This is a genomic window from Vicinamibacterales bacterium (assembly GCA_035699745.1).
In the GTDB taxonomy this organism is placed as follows: Bacteria; Acidobacteriota; Vicinamibacteria; order Vicinamibacterales; family 2-12-FULL-66-21; genus JAICSD01.
In genome coordinates, this window is record DASSPH010000077.1 from 127,158 (window position 1) to 143,320 (window position 16,163).

The 16,163-nt window shown below is 69.8% G+C and carries 16 protein-coding genes; 10 read left to right on the forward strand and 6 right to left on the reverse strand.

Annotated features, from left to right (window positions below; all coding sequences use genetic code 11):
- The first annotated feature begins 14 nt into the window (after positions 1-14).
- The 9 genes from VFK57_19290 to VFK57_19330 are packed head-to-tail and all read left to right on the forward strand — an operon-like array spanning position 15 to position 7,641.
- Positions 15-974: an NAD-dependent epimerase/dehydratase family protein gene (locus VFK57_19290; GenBank protein HET7697866.1), complete on the forward strand. Its 960-nt coding sequence runs from the start codon at positions 15-17 to the stop codon at positions 972-974.
- The gene (locus VFK57_19295; GenBank protein ID HET7697867.1) at positions 971-2,266 is read left to right on the forward strand and encodes a nucleotide sugar dehydrogenase; all 1,296 of its coding nucleotides are present in this window, start codon (positions 971-973) and stop codon (positions 2,264-2,266) included. Before VFK57_19290 ends, VFK57_19295 begins: the two co-directional genes overlap by 4 nt.
- Positions 2,263-3,138, forward strand: a complete 876-nt coding sequence (locus VFK57_19300; GenBank protein ID HET7697868.1) for an SDR family oxidoreductase — start codon at positions 2,263-2,265, stop codon at positions 3,136-3,138. The genes VFK57_19295 and VFK57_19300 overlap by 4 nt, the downstream gene beginning before the upstream one ends.
- Positions 3,123-4,112, forward strand: a complete 990-nt coding sequence (locus tag VFK57_19305; GenBank protein HET7697869.1) for a Gfo/Idh/MocA family oxidoreductase — start codon at positions 3,123-3,125, stop codon at positions 4,110-4,112. The genes VFK57_19300 and VFK57_19305 overlap by 16 nt, the downstream gene beginning before the upstream one ends.
- On the forward strand, positions 4,109-5,089 hold the full coding sequence (locus tag VFK57_19310) for a hypothetical protein (GenBank protein ID HET7697870.1): 981 nt from the start codon (positions 4,109-4,111) through the stop codon (positions 5,087-5,089). The genes VFK57_19305 and VFK57_19310 overlap by 4 nt, the downstream gene beginning before the upstream one ends.
- Entirely contained in the window at positions 5,086-5,796 is a 711-nt protein-coding gene (locus tag VFK57_19315) for a nucleotidyltransferase family protein (protein ID HET7697871.1), read from the forward strand. The genes VFK57_19310 and VFK57_19315 overlap by 4 nt, the downstream gene beginning before the upstream one ends.
- Positions 5,793-6,425 carry an SIS domain-containing protein gene (locus tag VFK57_19320; GenBank protein HET7697872.1) on the forward strand — a complete coding sequence of 211 codons (633 nt, stop codon included), beginning with the start codon at positions 5,793-5,795 and terminating at the stop codon, positions 6,423-6,425. The genes VFK57_19315 and VFK57_19320 overlap by 4 nt, the downstream gene beginning before the upstream one ends.
- The gene (locus VFK57_19325) at positions 6,371-6,928 is read left to right on the forward strand and encodes an HAD family hydrolase (GenBank protein HET7697873.1); all 558 of its coding nucleotides are present in this window, start codon (positions 6,371-6,373) and stop codon (positions 6,926-6,928) included. Before VFK57_19320 ends, VFK57_19325 begins: the two co-directional genes overlap by 55 nt.
- A complete protein-coding gene (locus tag VFK57_19330; GenBank protein ID HET7697874.1) occupies positions 6,928-7,641 on the forward strand; it encodes a transaldolase in 714 nt (237 codons plus the stop codon). The genes VFK57_19325 and VFK57_19330 overlap by 1 nt, the downstream gene beginning before the upstream one ends.
- Here VFK57_19330 and VFK57_19335 read toward each other — a convergent pair.
- Genes VFK57_19335 through VFK57_19345 form a run of 3 tightly spaced genes read right to left on the reverse strand, consistent with a single transcriptional unit; the run spans position 7,638 to position 11,553 of the window.
- Positions 7,638-9,242: a glycosyltransferase family 39 protein gene (locus VFK57_19335; GenBank protein HET7697875.1), complete on the reverse strand. Its 1,605-nt coding sequence runs from the start codon at positions 9,240-9,242 to the stop codon at positions 7,638-7,640. The two genes, VFK57_19330 and VFK57_19335, sit on opposite strands and share 4 nt — an antisense overlap.
- Complete coding sequence (locus tag VFK57_19340; protein HET7697876.1) at positions 9,239-9,994, reverse strand: glycosyltransferase family 2 protein; 756 nt, start codon at positions 9,992-9,994, stop codon at positions 9,239-9,241. The genes VFK57_19335 and VFK57_19340 overlap by 4 nt, the downstream gene beginning before the upstream one ends.
- 2 nt (positions 9,995-9,996) lie before the next feature.
- Positions 9,997-11,553 (reverse strand): hypothetical protein, encoded by a 1,557-nt coding sequence (locus VFK57_19345; GenBank protein ID HET7697877.1) that lies wholly within the window; start codon positions 11,551-11,553, stop codon positions 9,997-9,999.
- A gap of 116 nt (positions 11,554-11,669) precedes the next feature.
- Here VFK57_19345 and VFK57_19350 point away from each other — a divergent pair, with 116 nt between their 5' ends.
- Positions 11,670-12,629 (forward strand): WxcM-like domain-containing protein, encoded by a 960-nt coding sequence (locus VFK57_19350; GenBank protein HET7697878.1) that lies wholly within the window; start codon positions 11,670-11,672, stop codon positions 12,627-12,629.
- A gap of 140 nt (positions 12,630-12,769) precedes the next feature.
- Here the strand turns inward: VFK57_19350 and VFK57_19355 are convergent, their stop codons facing one another.
- Genes VFK57_19355 through VFK57_19365 form a run of 3 tightly spaced genes read right to left on the reverse strand, consistent with a single transcriptional unit; the run spans position 12,770 to position 16,157 of the window.
- Positions 12,770-13,714, reverse strand: a complete 945-nt coding sequence (locus tag VFK57_19355) for a glycosyltransferase family 2 protein (protein HET7697879.1) — start codon at positions 13,712-13,714, stop codon at positions 12,770-12,772.
- 35 nt (positions 13,715-13,749) lie between these two features.
- Positions 13,750-15,489 (reverse strand): hypothetical protein, encoded by a 1,740-nt coding sequence (locus VFK57_19360; protein HET7697880.1) that lies wholly within the window; start codon positions 15,487-15,489, stop codon positions 13,750-13,752.
- The gene (locus VFK57_19365) at positions 15,486-16,157 is read right to left on the reverse strand and encodes a class I SAM-dependent methyltransferase (GenBank protein HET7697881.1); all 672 of its coding nucleotides are present in this window, start codon (positions 16,155-16,157) and stop codon (positions 15,486-15,488) included. Before VFK57_19365 ends, VFK57_19360 begins: the two co-directional genes overlap by 4 nt.
- Positions 16,158-16,163: the final 6 nt, after the last annotated feature.

Consider the following 16,163-nt stretch of genomic DNA (forward strand, 5'->3'; position numbering starts at 1 on the left):
ACCGGATTGGATGCATGCGTTGTCTCGTGACCGGCGGGGCCGGCTTCATCGGCAGCAACCTGGTCGATCGGTTGCTCGCGCTCGATCACGAGGTGGTCGTCTACGACAACTTCTCCACCGGGCAGCGACGGTTCCTCGAGCCGGCGCAGCGCAGCCCGCGGCTGCGTCTGGTCGAAGCCGATACGCTGGACCCGCCGGCGCTCGCCGCCGCGATGGACGGATGCGAGACGGTGTTCCACCTCGCCGCGAACGCCGACGTCCGGTTCGGCACGGAGCATCCGAAGAAGGATCTCGAGCAGAACACCATCGCCACCTTCAACGTGCTGGAAGCGATGCGCGCCAGGGGGGTGCGCCGGATCGTGTTCGCCTCCACCGGATCGATCTACGGCGACGCCGCGCAGGTGCCCACGCCGGAGACGGCGCCGTTCCCCGTGCAGACGTCCCTCTACGGCGCGTCGAAGCTCGCCGGTGAAGGGTTGATCCAGGCCTACTGCGAGGGGTTCGGCTTCGAAGGCTACATCTTCCGCTTCGTGTCGATTCTCGGCGAGCGCTACTCGCACGGCCATGTCTTCGATTTCTACAAGCGGCTCCTCGCCGATCCGGGCACGCTTCGCGTTCTCGGCGACGGGCGGCAGAAGAAGTCGTATCTCTACGTCCACGACTGCATCGACGCGATCTTCACGGCGCTCGAGAAGGCGCGCGGCGGCAAGGTGCAGATCTTCAACCTCGGCGCCGACGAGTACTGCGAGGTCAACGAGTCGATCGGCTGGATCACGAGCCATCTGGGGCTGCGGCCGGCATTGAGCTACACCGGCGGCGATCGCGGCTGGATTGGCGACAGTCCGTTCATCTTCCTCGACACCGCGCGCGTGCGCGCCCTCGGCTGGAAACCGTCGCTGTCCATCCGCGACGGCGTGATCCGCACGCTCGAGTACCTCCAGGCGAATCCCTGGCTGCTGCACGGTCGCGCGTGAAGGTCTGCGTCTCCGGCCTCTGGCATCTCGGCAGCGTGACCGCGGCGTGCCTCGCGGCGGCGGGCCATGAGGTCGCCGCGCTGGACTCCGACGGCGCCGCGATCGAGTCGCTGTCGAACGGCATTCCGCCGGTCGCGGAACCCGGCCTGGCGGAGCTGCTGGCGGGCGGGATCGCGAGCGGCCGTCTGCGGTTCGGCGTCGATGCCGCCGCGCAGGTCCCCGAAGCCGATGTGGTGTGGATCGCCGCCGATACGCCCGTCGACGACGACGATCGCGCGGACGTCGAGGCCGTGGTGCGATCGGCGGCCGCGCTCTTCCCGCACCTGCGGTCCGGCGCGGTCGTGCTGATCTCGTCGCAGGTGCCGGTCGGGACCTCGCGCCGGCTCTCGCAGATGTTCGAGCGCGTGGCCGCCGGGCGATCGGTGCAGTTCGTGTATTCGCCAGAGAATCTCCGTCTGGGCAAGGCGATCGACGCCTTCACGCATCCGTCGCGCGTGATCGTCGGCACGGTCGGGGACGTGGACCGATCCACGGTCGCCGAACTGCTGCGGCCGTTCACCGATCGCATCGTCTGGATGTCGGCCGAATCGGCCGAGATGACCAAGCACGCGCTCAACGCGTTCCTCGCCGCCTCGATCGCGTTCATCAACGAGATCGCCGCGCTCTGCGAGCAGGTCGGCGCCGACGCCGCCGACGTCGCGCGCGGGCTGAAGAGCGACCCGCGCATCGGCGAGCAGGCGTACCTGTCGCCGGGCGGCGCGTTCGCCGGCGGGACGCTCGCCCGCGACGTCATGTTCCTGTCGCAGCTCGGGCGCGAGCACGGCGTCGGCGCGCACCTTTTGCGGTCCGTGAAGACGAGCAACGACGAACACCGGCAGTGGGCGCAGCGCCGGATTGCCGATCGCCTCGGAGACGTGAACGGCCGCGCGATCGCGGTCTGGGGATTGACGTACAAACCCGGCACCGACACCCTGCGCCGCTCCAGTGCCGTCGAGCTGTGCCGCTGGCTGCGGGCGCGCGGCGCCGCGGTCCGGGCGCACGATCCGGCGGTGCGGCAGCTGCCGCCGGAGCTGGCGGACATCATCGATCTCGTGGACGATCCGCTCGACGCGGTGCGCGGCGCATCGGCGCTGGTCGTCGCCACGCCGTGGCCGGAGTACCGCAACGCCGATGCCGCCGCCGTCGCCGGACGGATGTCACGCCCGCTGGTCCTCGATGCGGGCCGCTTCCTCGCCGCGGCGTTTGCGCCGCACCCCGGCCTCGAGTACATCAGCGTGGGAGTCGGCGGATGACGACGGAGCTGCGCGGGCGTGGAGCGGTGATCACCGGCGCGAGCCAGGGGCTCGGCCTGGCGATCGCCAAGGCCATGGTCTCCGCCGGCGCCGGCGTCGTCATGTGCGCGCGCGACGCCGGAATGCTGGAACAGGCGCGCGCTGAAGTGGCGTCGCTGGCGTCGCCGGGCCAGGCCGTGGTGGCTCACCCGGCCGACGTGTCGCGGCGCGACGATGTCGACGCGCTCGCCGGCGCCGCCCTGCGTCTCTTCCCCGATCTCCAGATTCTCGTCAACAACGCCGGCGTCTACGGGCCGATGGGACCGATCGAGGACGTCGACTGGGACGCGTGGGTGCGGGCGTTCGAGATCAACGTGTTCGGCTCGATTCTGATGTGCCGGGCGCTGCTGCCGCACTTCAAGCGGCGCCGCTACGGCAAGATCGTGCAGTTGTCAGGCGGCGGCGCCACCGCGCCGCTGCCCCGGGTGACCGCGTACGCGGCGTCGAAGGCGGCGATCGTCCGCTTCGCGGAATCGCTCGCGCTGGAAGTCCAGCAGGACGGGATCGACGTGAACGCGATCGCGCCGGGGGCGTTGAACACGCGGATGATGAGCGAGCTGCTCGCGGCGGACCCGGCCGTCGTCGGCGAGGCGTTCCACGCGCGGATGAAGCGGATCGCGGATGAGGGCGGCACGCCGCTCGAGAAGGGAGCGGCGCTCGCCGTGTTCCTGGCGTCGGCCGCGAGCGACGGGATCAGCGGCCGGCTGCTCAGCGCCGTCTGGGATCCGTGGGACACGCTGCCTGAGCGCCGCGCGGAGCTCGCGCGGAGTGATGTGTACACGCTGCGCCGGATCGTGCCTGCCGACCGGGGGCTGAAATGGGATCCGCAGTGACGCCGCGCGTCGCCATCGTCGGCTGCGGGCTGATCGGCGAGAAACGCTCGCGCGCGCTGGCCGGCGCGCAGTTGACCGTGTGCGCCGACGTGCGCCGCGATCGCGCCGAGGCGCTCGCGCGCACCGTGCCGGGGGCGTCGGCGACGGACGACTGGCGGGACGCCGTCGCCCGCGCCGATGTCGACATCGTCGTCGCCGCCACGGTGAACGATGCGCTGGCGCCCGTCGCCATTGCCGCGCTCGGCGCGGGCAAGCACGTGCTGATCGAGAAGCCGGCGGGACGGTCGGTCGCCGAGGTCGACGCCGTGGCAGCGGCCGCGTCTCGCGCCGGACGCCGCGTCCGCGTCGGGTTCAACCATCGCTATCATCCGGCGCTGCGCAAGGCCCGGGCACTCGTCGAGGCGGACGCGCTCGGCGAGATGATGTTCGTGCGCGGCCGCTACGGCCACGGCGGGCGGGTCGGCTACGACCGCGAATGGCGCGCCGATCCCGCCGTCGCCGGCGGCGGCGAGCTGATCGATCAGGGCGTGCACCTGATCGATCTCGCGCGCTGGTTCCTCGGCGATTTTCCACACGTCACGGGATTCGCGCCGACCTATTTCTGGGACATGCCGGTGGACGACAACGCGTTCATGCTGCTGCGCACGGCGCAGGACAAGGCCGCGTTCCTGCACGTCAGCTGCACCGAATGGAAGAACCTGTTCTCGCTGGAGATCTACGGCAAGCAGGGCAAGCTGCAGATCGACGGGCTTGGCGGCAGCTACGGGCTCGAGCGGCTGACGTTCTATAAAATGCTGCCGGAGATGGGGCCGCCCGAGACGTCCGCGTGGGAGTTCCCGCGCGGCGACGTCTCCTGGGCTCTCGAATTTGCCGAGTTCCTCGACGACATCCGCCTCGACCGCACGCCTGCCGCGGGGCTGGCGGACGCGCGCGCGGCGCTCGCCATCGTCGAGGAGATCTACCGCCGGACATGATCATCACCCGCAGCCCGCTCCGGATCACGCTCGGCGGCGGCGGCACCGACCTGCCGTCGTATTACCGCCAGCACGGCGGGTTCCTCATCGCCGCCGCGATCGACAAGTACGTCTACGTGACGGTGATGCGGCCGTTCGTCGAAGGCATCTTCCTGAAGTATTCGAAGCTGGAGCACGTGCAGGCCGTGGACGACGTCCAGCATCCGATCATCCGCGAAGCCATCCGGATGCTCGGCTTCCGCACGCCGCAGCTCGAGATCACCGCGCTGGCCGACATCCCGGCCGGCACCGGCCTCGGATCCTCGGGCAGCTTTTCGACCGCCTTGCTGAAGGCGTTGTACGCCCACCGGCGCCGTCTGCTGCATCCCGACGAGCTCGCCCAGCTCGCCTGCGACATCGAGATCTCGCGGCTGGCCGAGCCGGTGGGGAAGCAGGATCAGTACATCGCCGCGTACGGCGGCGTGACCTGCTTCACGTTCCATCCCGACGAAACCGTCGACGCGCGGCCGCTCGCGCTGAGCATGGACGCGCTGTTCAACCTGGAAGACAACCTGCTGCTGTTCTTCACCGGCTTCTCGCGGAGCGCCGGATCGATTCTCGAAGACCAGAAAGTCAGGACCGAGCACGACGATCGCGACATGCTGCGCAACCTGCATTACGTCAAGGAGCTCGGCGTGCGCAGCCTGCGGGCGCTCGAGGAGGGGGACACGCCGCTCTTCGGCGAGCTGATGCACGAGCACTGGGAGCACAAGAAGCGGCGCTCCGAGGGAATGACCAACCCGCAGATCGACGAGTGGTACGAGCTGGGACGCGCCAACGGCGCCATCGGCGGCAAGCTCGTGGGGGCCGGCGGCGGGGGATTTCTGCTGTTCTACAGCGAGGACCACCGGCGGCTGCGCGCGGCGATGTCGCGCGCCGGCCTCGAGGAATTGCGCTTCCGGTTCGATTTCGAAGGAACCAAGGTGTTGTTCGGATGAGTCTGCCGGTCGCCATTCTCGCCGGCGGCCTCGCGACACGGCTCGGCGACGTCACCGCCCGGCGCCCGAAAGCGCTGGTGGAGATCGCGGGCCGGCCGTTTGCGGAGCACCAGATCGTGCTGCTGCGGCGGCACGGCATCCACGAGATCGTGTTCCTCGTCGGTCACCTCGGGGAGATGGTGCGCGACGCGATTGGCGACGGGACGCGCTGGGGGATCCGGGTGCGCTACGTGTTCGACGGGCCTCGCCCGCTCGGCACCGGCGGTGCGATCAGGAACGCCCTGCCCGCCCTCGGCCGGCGGTTCTTCGTGCTGTATGGCGATTCGTATCTGGAGTGCGACTATCTCGCCGTCGCGCGCGCGTTCGCCGAGAGCGGCCGTCCGGCGCTCATGACCGTCTGCCTCAACGACAACCGGTGGGACCGCAGCAACGTACGATTCGAAGCCGGGCGCATCGCCGCCTACGACAAGTCGGGACGGACGCCGGGCATGCGGCACATCGACTACGGCCTCGGCGTTTTCACCAGCGAGGTGTTCGAGGCGTACGACGCGGATCGCGCGTTCGACCTGGCCGCCGTCTACCAGGACCTGCTGGCGCGAGGGGATCTCGCCGGTCTCGACATCCCCGGACGCTTCTACGAGATCGGATCGCCGGCCGGTCTCGAAGAAACACGTATTCACCTGTCCGGCACGCTGAACCGCCGATGAGCTACACCCGCCAGCACCTCGACGAGGCCGCTCGCGTCCTGGCGGCACTCGATGCCGCCGCGATCGAGCGCATGGCCGGGCTGCTCGCCGCGCTGCGCGAGCGCGGCGGACGGCTGTTCCTCCTCGGCGTCGGCGGCAGCGCCGCCAACTGCTCGCACGCCGTGAACGACTTCCGCAAGCTCGCCGGTATCGAGGCCTACACACCGGTGGACAACGTGTCCGAGCTGACGGCGCGAACCAACGACGAGGGCTGGGATACGGTGTTCGCCGCCTGGCTGCACGGCAGCCGCCTGCAGCCGCGCGACATGGTGTTCGTCATGTCGGTCGGCGGCGGCAGCCGTCAGGATAAGATCAGCGTGAACCTTGTTCGAGCGCTCGAGTTCGCGAAACAGATCGGCGCCACCATCGTCGGCATCGTCGGGCGGGACGGCGGCTACACCGCGCAGGTCGCCGACGCCTGCGTCATCGTCCCGACCGTCAACCCGGCGACGATCACGCCGCACGCCGAAGCCTTCCAGGCCGTGGTCTGGCATCTGCTCGTCTCGCATCCGCTGGTCAAGGTGACGCCGGCGAAATGGGAATCGATCGCAGCATCCGGCGGGCCGTCTTCCTCGACCGGGACGGCGTGATCAACCGCGCCATCGTCCGCGACGGCAAGCCGTTCCCTCCGGCCACCGAGGCGGACCTCGACGTGCTGCCGGGTGTCGGCGACGCGCTGGCGCGGCTTCGCGCCGCGGGATTCCGCCTCATCGTCGTCACCAACCAGCCCGACGTCGCCCGCGGAACGCAGCGCCGCGAGGTCGTCGACGGCATGCACGCCCGGCTCGCCTCGCTGCTGCCGATCGACGAGTTCCGGGTCTGCGATCATGACGACGCGGACGGCTGCCGGTGCCGGAAGCCGGCGCCGGGCATGCTGGAGGCGGCGGCGCGGGCCGGCGGGCTGTCGCTGGGGGACAGCTTCATGGTCGGCGATCGCTGGCGGGACGTCGAAGCGGGACGGCGTGCCGGCTGCAGGACGGTGTTCGTGGACCGCGGCTATGACGAGCCGCGACCGGCGCATCCCGACGCCGTCGTGCGGTCGCTGGCGGAGGCCGCCGACTGGATCCTGTCTCAACCGGGGAGTGCGCGCTGATGTCCATCGATCGGTTGTCCGTCAAGATCTTCGCCGACGGCGCGGATCTCGCCGGCATGCTCGATCTCTACCGCAAGCCGTACATCAAGGGCTTCACGACCAATCCGACGCTCATGCGGAAGTCCGGCATCACCGACTACCGCGCTTTCGCGCGCGAGGTGCTGGCCGCGATTCCCGACCGGCCGATCTCCTTCGAGGTGTTGTCCGACGATCTGCGGGAGATGGAGCGGCAGGCCGACGCGATTGCCGGGTGGGGCTCCAACGTCTACGTGAAGGTGCCGGTGACCAACACGCGCGGCGAATCCACGTGCGCGCTGGTGCGCTCTCTGTCGCGGCGCGGCGTCAAGGTGAACGTGACGGCGCTGCTTCCGCTCGAGCAGGTGCGGGCGGTTGCCGAGGCGGTCGCCGGCGGCGCGCCGGCGTGCGTGTCGGTGTTCGCCGGGCGTCTTGCCGACACCGGGGTCGATCCGGTGCCGCTGATGCAGCAGGCGGTCGAGCTGCTGCGCGCGGCGCCCAACGCGGAGCTGATCTGGGCCAGTCCGCGCGAGCTGCTGAACATCTTCCACGCCGATCAGATCGGCTGCCACATCATCACGGTCACGCACGACATCCTGCAGAAGCTGCCGCTGGTCGGCCGCGATCTCCACGAGTATTCGCTCGACACGGTGAAGATGTTCCACCGCGACGCCGAGCAGGCCGGCTTCACGATCTAGCGCGTACCGCCGCAGCCCGCCGGATTCATCCACAGTCCCGGCGCGGCCTTCGTGAACCCGCGTGCCGCGACGTAGTCGGCGAGCGCCGGTCTGAGCGCGCCGGTCTCGAACACGGCGTCCGGCTGCTTGATGCGCCAGTAGGCGGCCTCGTCGTCCATCTGGTAGAAGAACATGCCGTGCGTCACTTCGACGGACCGCAGGCTGATGAAGCGCGGATAGGCCGAGAAGTACGGCACGTAGAGCGCGCCGTCGGCCGCCACGATGCAGCGCCGATCGATCAGCGAGCGGGCGCGCTCGATCGTTGCCGGGTCCCCTTCGAGCGGCGGGGTTGCCCGGATCGACCGGATCGTCCGCGCGCCGGCGCTGGCGGTCAGGACGCAGCACACGAGCACCGAGCAGAAGAGCGCCGCCGATCCGATCTCCTGCAGCGCCACCCGGGATCGCGCTCGCAAACCGTGCGTGAACAGCGGGCCAAGCGGCACGGTCAGCACCGGCAGGACGTGGATGTAGTAGAGCGGCGAGGCATTGTTCAGCAGCACCGCCGCCGTCACGAGCACGGCAGGCACGAGCGTCAGCACGGTCCGATCGGCGTCGTTCCGCCGCGCCACCAGCGCGATCAGGCCGGCGGCGAACAACGCGATCTCGGCGGGCGGCATGATCGCCATGAGCTGGCGGTACCGGGCCGCCTCCTTGGCGAGGAGTATCTGGGGATTCAGGAATGACCCGGCGAGACTCGACGTGCCGGCCGAATACCAGCTCGTCGCATCCACCCGGACCCGTACCGTCATCGTGTAGTACGCGGCGGTGTCCGGCAGGATGTTGGCGCCGACGTAGACCAGGCCTCCGGCAAGCAGTCCCGCGGCATACAGGACCATCGGGTGAGGGCCGATCCAGACGCGGCGCGCCGCTCGTGCGTCGGCGGCGTAGCGCAGCAGGTACACGCACCCGCACGCCGCCGCCGTCGCCATGGTGTCGATGTGCGTCTGGAGGCCGAGACCGAATACCAGACCGGCCGCGAAGTGCCAGCGCCGGCTCGGCCACCGCGCCAACGCGGTCGCCCAGACGACGAGCGCCCATGCCACGCTGGCGAACGTCCACGCGTCCATGCGCGCCGTGTTCGACAGCACGAAGAGCTGCAGCGAAGCGGTGACGGCTGCGCCGATCCACGCCGCGCCCGAGCCGTACCAGATCTTCACCAGCAGCCAGATGCCGGCGACGCCCGCCACGCTCACCGCCAGCGACACGCCGCGGAGCGCGAAGATGGTCGGCCCGAACGCCTCGATCGCGAGCACGTAGGAATACGCGGCGTAGCCGACGCCGCCCATGATCGGCATCGGCGCGAAGCCATAGATGTAGGGAAACAATCCGTACCCCGCCGCGCCGGCGGCCGCCAGGCTGGCATAGTAGGTCTCGTCCCATTCGATGACGCCGTGGGTGCTGAACGCGCGAGCGGCGCGGAGCGCGAATGCCACCGCGAGAGGCACGAGAAACAGCAGCAGACGCGCGGTGCGGGCGGCTCGCGGCCGCTTCGAGATCGCCGCCGCGAAGAGCGGCAGTTCGATGGCGAGCAGCCCGAGCAGCAGGGCCGCGCCGGCGCTCATCGGGGCTTCTTTCCGAGCGGCTGGAAGCGGTACTTGAAGCAGGCGCGGATCCACGTCAGCGGATCCCTGACGAGCGACACCTTTTTCCCTTCGTTGAACGAGCGCGACCGATAGTTCACCGGGATCTCGAGCGGGGTGTAGCCGGCCCGCACCAGCTTGCCGACCAGCTCCCAGTCGAAGTCGAAGCGGTTCGCCTCGAAGGTGAGGCCGTCCAGGCAGTCGCGCCTGAACACCTTGAACATCGTGAACGGGTCGTGCAGCCGGGTGCCGTAGGTGACGTTGAAGAGGGCGGTGAAGAGCACGTGCCCGAGGTTCATGTACCAGCTGACCGCGAGCTGATCGGCGAAGTGACGCACCTTCCAGCTCGCGCCCTCCTTGCCGTGCCGCGATCCGAGCACGAACGCCGCCCGGCCGGCGATCAGCGGCTCGAGGAGCGCGTCGTAGTCGTCGAGGTCGTACTCGAGATCGGCGTCCTGAATCAGGATGTAGTCGCCGGTCGCATGCGCCAGCCCGGTGCGCACCGCATGCCCCTTCCCGCGCGGCCGATCCTCGTACACCACCGTCACGCGCTCGTGCCCGGCGACCTCCGCCACCGCGTCGCGCGTGCCGTCGTTCGAGTTGCTCTCGACGATGACGACGGCGATGTCCACGCCGGGGATCGATTTCCGCAGCAGCTGCTCGATCACGATCGGGAAGGTTGCCCGTTCGTTGAACACGGGCATGACGACCGACAGACGTCGAGGCTGGTCCATCGTCAGTCGGCTCGCCGGTAGATGGAGAAGTCCTCGATTTGTGTTTCCTTTCGATACCCGCGGAGCAGTACTGCGACCGACGGATCGGCTTCCATCCGATCCACCGCCCGTCCCATCTCCGACCGCGCGTTCAACCGCTCGAAGACGACGTAGACGGGACGGCGCTCGACCAGCTCGGCGATCACCGAGTCCAGCCGGAACGCGGGATCGGGAAAGTCGGTGGCGACGAAGAAATTGACCCGCAGGAACCGCTGTGCGACCAGCCGGTCCGACGCGAAATACACGCCGGCGCCGTTGATCCCGAACAGGAAGATGCGGTCTTCCGGCGTCGTGCGCGCGCGGATGTAGTCGGCGAGTTCGGCATTCGCCCGCGCCGAGTAGCCGCGGGCGTTCGCATAGCCGCCGAAGCGCTCCAGGTGCGCCGTCCAATCCATGCTGCCGCGCAGCGCCGCGAAATCTGCAGCCGCCCAGCCGAAGACGCGCGCCGGGTAATCGCGCTGGACCAGCAGAACCGCCATCACGATCGCCGCGGCTGCCGCGATGGCGCGGCGCGGTCGTGATTCGCGCGCCGCTTCCGTCAGCAGCCACGCGCCGAGCAGCGCCAGCGGCGGCAGCGCCTGGATGAAGTAGCTGTTGAACAGCCGCGCGCCGTTGACGACGATCACCAGCACCGCCGCGCCGCCCCAGATCACCGCAAGCCCCGCCAGCGGCGGAAGCGTGCGCCGCCGGAGGAGATCGGCGACGGCGACGAGTGCCGCGATGGCGCCGCACGCCCACAGCGGATCCGTCTTCATCCGCAGCCATACCGCCTTCGAGAACTCGAGCGCGTAGGCGGCGGGCGAGAAGCCCTGGCCGACGTAGTAGCGGTTGAAGTCCACCACCGCCACCTTGGCGTCATGCAGCAGTCCGAGCTGCCACAGCCAGCCCAGCGCGATCAGCGGGACGACGGCCGACGCCGCAATCGCCGCCCCGATCGCCCCTGCGGAGCGCGCGATCGGCTCGGGCCGGTAGAGCACGATCCACGACAGCAGCGCGGGAAAGTAGAGACCGGCGTTCGGCTTCAGGACCACGGCGGCCCCGGCCGCGAGGCCGAGGACCGCTGCCGCCGGCATCGAACCGGTCGCGCGCACGCCCGCCGCGGCCCATGCGCCGAGCGACACCGCCACCGCGATGAACGTTTCGCAGACGCTGCGCTCGAGGAAGCCGCCGTGGCCGTAGAGCCATGCCGGCATCGTCAACACGGTATACATCGCCGCCGCCAGCGCCCCGGTTGCCGGCCCGGCCAGCGTGCGCCCGACCAGGGCGAGCAGGACGGCGGTAGACGCCGCCGCGAGCACGTCGAGCCACGCCACCGCGGCGGGCGTCCAGCCGAACGCGTTGAATCCGGCGAGATAGATCCAGTAAATCCCCGGGGGACGCTGCTCCCAGACGTCGCGATAGAGCAGCTGGCCGCGCGACATGCCGCGCACCGCCGACGCCCAGAGGCTCTGATCGATGCCGAGCGGCTCGGCGATCGAGACGCAGCGCAGCAGCAGGGCGAAGGCTGCCGCCGCGGTCAATAGCAGGACGACTATGGACGGTTTCCGGCGCACTCCCGCCGTTCAGTATCTCACGCGATCGCGCGGCGCGCCCCGTTGCCCCGGCGCGCGGATGCGCGCTACGATCGCCGCACACCATGTCTGACAAGCTGGTCTCCACGGGCGGGTTCTTCGTGCATCCGCAGGCGCTCTGCGAGAGCACCGCGATCGGTCCGAACTCGCGCGTGTGGGCCTTCGCCCACGTGCTGCCCGGCGCCCGCATCGGCGCCGACTGCAACATCTGCGATCACGTGTTCATCGAGAACGACGTCGTCGTCGGGGATCGCGTGACGGTCAAGAGCGGCGTCCAGCTCTGGGACGGCCTGCGCGTCGCCGACGAGGTGTTCATCGGGCCGAACGCGACGTTCTCGAACGACAAGTATCCGCGCAGCAAGCGGTATCAGGCGCGCGTGCTGCAGACGCACCTCGGCCGCGGCGCCTCGATCGGCAGCGGCGCCAACGTCCTGCCGGGGCTGCGTATCGGCGCCGGCGCGATGGTCGGGGCGGGCGCGGTGGTGACGCACGACGTGCCGGCGCGCGCGATCGTCTCAGGCAATCCCGCCCGCATTGTCGGCTACGTCGACACGCCGCGGCGCACGCAGGCCTCGGCCCCTGCGCCGGCGTCCACGGCGGGGCCGCAGGTCACACCGACGTCGGTGGCGGGGGTGACGCTGCACCGCCTGGTGCTGGTCGACGACCTTCGCGGCAGCCTGTCGGCGGCCGAGGTCGGCACCCACGTGCCGTTCCCGCCGGCGCGGTACTTCATCGTCTTCGACGTACCCGGCAAGGACGTCCGCGGCGAGCACGCGCACCGGCGCTGCCAGCAGTTTCTCGTCTGCGTCCGCGGCTCGGTGAACGTGGTCGTGGACGATGGCGTGCACAGTGAGGAGATCGTGCTGGCCGAGCCGAACCTGGGGTTGTACCTGCCGCCGATGGTGTGGGCGATTCAGTACAAGTATTCGGCAGACGCGCTGCTGCTGGTGCTCGCGTCCGATCCGTACGATCCGGACGACTACATCCGCGACTACGACGCGTTTCGCGCGATGCTCGGCCGCTGAAATGGGGACTGTCCCCGTTTCCGCGTCGCGCGCACGCCAGATCCGTCGAATTCCGCCCACTTTCCATCTTCACCGGCCGTAAGTCCCTGTCGCCGCCCCGGAAAAGGGGACAGTCCCCATTTCCGGGGGGACGTCGCTGGTCAGCGAGGCGCGGACGGCTGATTGAACGAGGCGGCCGACTTGACGATGAAGTTCGGGCGCGCCCGCGCGTTCTGCAGCGTCAGCCAGAGGTACTGCCCGGTGATCCCCAGACCCAGCGCGGTCAGCCCGCCGAAGAAGGTAATCACGAGCATCAGCGGCGTGTAGCCGAGCACCGGAATGCGTCCCGCCAGCCATCCGATGAACACCGTGAGCCCGGCCACGATGGCGAGGCCGGTGCCGGCGGCGCCGAGGAGCAGCAGCAGCCGTGCCGGCAGGTCGGTGAACGAGAACACGCTGTCGAGCGCGTACCGCAGCTTGCGGCCGAACGTCCACGCGCTCCTGCCCTCGAGGCGGGCGCGCCGCTCGTACGGAACGAAGGCACGGCGGAACCCGAGCCAGAACAGCAGCGCGACCAGGTTCGTGTTGACCTCGCGCATGGCGACGAGGTGGTCGCGCACCTGGCGCGTGCAGCCGAACATGTCGACGCCGCCTTTCGGCATGTCGGGCACGACGTAACGGCGGTAGACGCGCCAGAAGCTCTCCGACATGACGTGCGAGGTCCGCGGATCCGCACGGCTGATCCGATGGCCGAACACGACGTCCGCATCTCCACCGGCCAGCACCCGCTGAAACTCGGCGACGAGCTCGAGCGGCTCCTGCAGGTCCGCCGAGATGACGGCAAAGTGCTCGCCCCGGCCCGCCTGCAGACCTGCGGCGATCGCCGCGAACGACCCGAAGTTGCGACTGAGCTCGAGGAGCTGCGTGCGGAGTCCCCACGCCGGCAGCCGTTCCTGCAGAATCCGCAGCGACGCATCGGGCGATCCGTCCACCACGAACACCACTTCCAGCGGCGCCGCGAACCTGGCCGCGAACGCCTCCAGCTCGCCGAACAGGCGCGGCAGATTCTCCTGGTTCCTGTAGACGGGAATGACCAGCGAAAGCATCGGAGACGTGGAGCTGACCTCGGCGGCGATTATAGTCACTTCGCCAGCGCCAGAATGCGGCCCTCGCTGTAATAGAAGATGCGGGGCGATCGGTCGAGCACGGCGGCGGCGAGCGTGAGCGTCAGCCGCAGCGCCCGGCCGGACCGTTCACCGCGCAGATCACCCAGCGGCGTCGTCAGGGCGATCGGCCCGGCCTCCCGCAACGGCCGGTCGAAATGCCGCAGGTCGGCGGCGAACACGAGGTTGCCGCGATAGTCGGGCGCGGTGATCTCGATCGACGACGCATCCGTCCACCGCGCCACGATCGCAGCGTCCTGCCGGACGACGCGGGCAAGGATCTGGAACGTCTCCGGCATGCATCCGCGCGGCAGCTCGAAGGTCTCGTAATAGAAGTGCGTGTACACGCCGCGGATGGCGACCGGCGCGGTGAGAAAGATCACATCGCCGCCGCACGCCGGCGCGAGCGAGGCGTCGACGAGCGCCGATCCTTGCGCGGTCAGCCTGCCGGCCCAGTTCCAGTCGCGGACCTTCAACGCGATCTGGCCCGCCGACACGGCGACGAAGATCACGACGGCTGCGATCGCGCCCCTGCGCAGGGCGCCGCTGGTGTCGGCAAGCAGCACGCCGCAGAGCAGCGACACCGCAGCGGACGGCAGGTACAGGTAGCGAGCGCCTTCGGTGAGGGCGGAGATTGGAATCAGGGCTGCCAGCAGAAATCCGCCGAGAAACCACACGCGCCCGTCGTCGAGCAGCGTCCGCCAGGCGAGCGCGGCGACCGCGGCGAGCGCGATGGCGCCGCCGAGCCAGTACATCGCCGTTCCTGCGTCCTGATAGAACGGCGTGCGATCGAAGACGTCGAGGACCGGCGAGGCGAGATGAAAGAGCGCGAACCCGGCGACCGCCAGCTTGTCGGCCGCGAGCCCCGCGCCGCCGTTCGCAGCGGCGGCACCGGCGGCAAGCCCGACCGCGAGCAGCATCGCGCACGCCGCGATGGTGCGGCGCTCGCGCAGCCAGGCGCGGACGCGCAGCCATCGCCCGTCCGCCAGCAGCAGCAACAGCAGCAGCGCCGAGGCGAAGGCGGCGAGTTTGGGCAGCCGCGAGGCGCCGCCGATTGGCGAGACGCCGCCGCCAAGCGATCGCAGGACGGCATACGCCGCCAACGCCGCGAGCCACGGCGCAAGGCGACGGATGGTTTCGGCCGTCCCCGCGCGCCGCTGGAAGACCAGGTACGACGCGGCCGCGACCGGCAGGGCCACGGCGGACTCTTTCGAGAGCACCGCGAGTAGAAACAGCAGCGGCGGGACGACCGCTTGCGCGGCCCCTTCGCGGACCATCCACCAGAGCGCCGCCAGTGAAAAGAACGTGGCGAGCAGATCGAACCGCGCCGAGACCCACACCACGGCTTCGTGGTTGGACGCGTGAAGGGCGAACAGCAGCGCGGCGGCGAATCCCGCCGGCGTCCCGGGCGCCAGCCGGACGCCGATGAGCAGCACGATCAGCGTGCTGGCGGCGTGCAGCAGCAGGTTGGTGAGATGGAACTGCCGCGGATCGGCGCCGGCGACCGCCCAGTCCGCCGCGTGCGCCAGGAAGCCGATCGGCCGGTAGTACTCGAAGAACTCGCCGCGGAAGAACCGACTGACGTCCGCGGGTCCCGTGAGGTCCCGCAGCCGATGCAGGATCATGAAGTCGTCCCCCACGAACCCCGCGTGCAGCGCCGGCCAGTAGATCGCGGCCGTCGCGGCGGCGACGATCGCAGCGGCCGTCGCCGGCTTCATGCGGATGGTTTCCGGCAGGCGACGTGATAGCCGCTGGTCATGATGCCGCGCTCGCGTCGGCGGCGCCGGCTGTCCCCGTACTCCGCGGTGATCAGGAAACCGAAGCGGCGGAACACCCGGGCGGCGATCAGCCAGAGCGCGCGGAGCGGCGTCCAGCGCAGCGTTTCGGCCTGCATCCCGAGGCGCTGCAGCAGCACGGCCACGGCGCCGATCGAGTCCGTCTCTTCGCGAAGCTCGACGATCTCGAACCGGCGCAGCAGATGCCGCAATCCGTACTTCGTGTAGCGGAAGTAATCGTGAGGCGTATCGTGCAGCGGGAAGAGGAACCGCGTGGTGAGCAGCAGTTCCCCCCCGGGTTCGAGAACGCGGAACATCTCGTCGATCGCGCGCTGCGGCTCGGGCAGGTGTTCGAGGACCTCCGTGCAGAGCACCACCGCGACGGCGCCGTCGCGGATCCCCAGCGCCTGCGCGTCGCCGATGATGCGCACGCCCGCGCCGGGCTGGATGTCGAGGCCGACGCGCCGCGGAAACAGCGCCGCATATGGGCCGTTCTGCGCCCCGATGTCGAGCGTCAGGCGGGTCGAGGCGTGGTCGGCGATGAAGCGATCGAGCGTGATCCGCGTCAGCTTCGCTGACAGCCGGCGGCCCGTCCAGGAGACCAGCGACATCCGCCG

Excerpts from the sequence above, each read along its gene's own strand:
- VFK57_19290 (HET7697866.1), top strand. The coding sequence starts at position 15 with ATGCGTTGTCTCGTGACCGGCGGGGCCGGCTTCATCGGCAGCAACCTG.
- VFK57_19300 (HET7697868.1), top strand. The coding sequence starts at position 2,263 with ATGACGACGGAGCTGCGCGGGCGTGGAGCGGTGATCACCGGCGCGAGC.
- VFK57_19305 (HET7697869.1), top strand. The coding sequence starts at position 3,123 with ATGGGATCCGCAGTGACGCCGCGCGTCGCCATCGTCGGCTGCGGGCTG.
- VFK57_19310 (HET7697870.1), top strand. The coding sequence starts at position 4,109 with ATGATCATCACCCGCAGCCCGCTCCGGATCACGCTCGGCGGCGGCGGC.
- VFK57_19315 (HET7697871.1), top strand. The coding sequence starts at position 5,086 with ATGAGTCTGCCGGTCGCCATTCTCGCCGGCGGCCTCGCGACACGGCTC.
- VFK57_19320 (HET7697872.1), top strand. The coding sequence starts at position 5,793 with ATGAGCTACACCCGCCAGCACCTCGACGAGGCCGCTCGCGTCCTGGCG.
- VFK57_19325 (HET7697873.1), top strand. The coding sequence starts at position 6,371 with ATGGGAATCGATCGCAGCATCCGGCGGGCCGTCTTCCTCGACCGGGAC.
- VFK57_19330 (HET7697874.1), top strand. The coding sequence starts at position 6,928 with ATGTCCATCGATCGGTTGTCCGTCAAGATCTTCGCCGACGGCGCGGAT.
- VFK57_19335 (HET7697875.1), bottom strand. The coding sequence starts at position 9,242 with ATGAGCGCCGGCGCGGCCCTGCTGCTCGGGCTGCTCGCCATCGAACTG.
- VFK57_19340 (HET7697876.1), bottom strand. The coding sequence starts at position 9,994 with ATGGACCAGCCTCGACGTCTGTCGGTCGTCATGCCCGTGTTCAACGAA.
- VFK57_19350 (HET7697878.1), top strand. The coding sequence starts at position 11,670 with ATGTCTGACAAGCTGGTCTCCACGGGCGGGTTCTTCGTGCATCCGCAG.
- VFK57_19355 (HET7697879.1), bottom strand. The coding sequence starts at position 13,714 with ATGCTTTCGCTGGTCATTCCCGTCTACAGGAACCAGGAGAATCTGCCG.
- VFK57_19360 (HET7697880.1), bottom strand. The coding sequence starts at position 15,489 with ATGAAGCCGGCGACGGCCGCTGCGATCGTCGCCGCCGCGACGGCCGCG.
- VFK57_19365 (HET7697881.1), bottom strand. The coding sequence starts at position 16,157 with ATGTCGCTGGTCTCCTGGACGGGCCGCCGGCTGTCAGCGAAGCTGACG.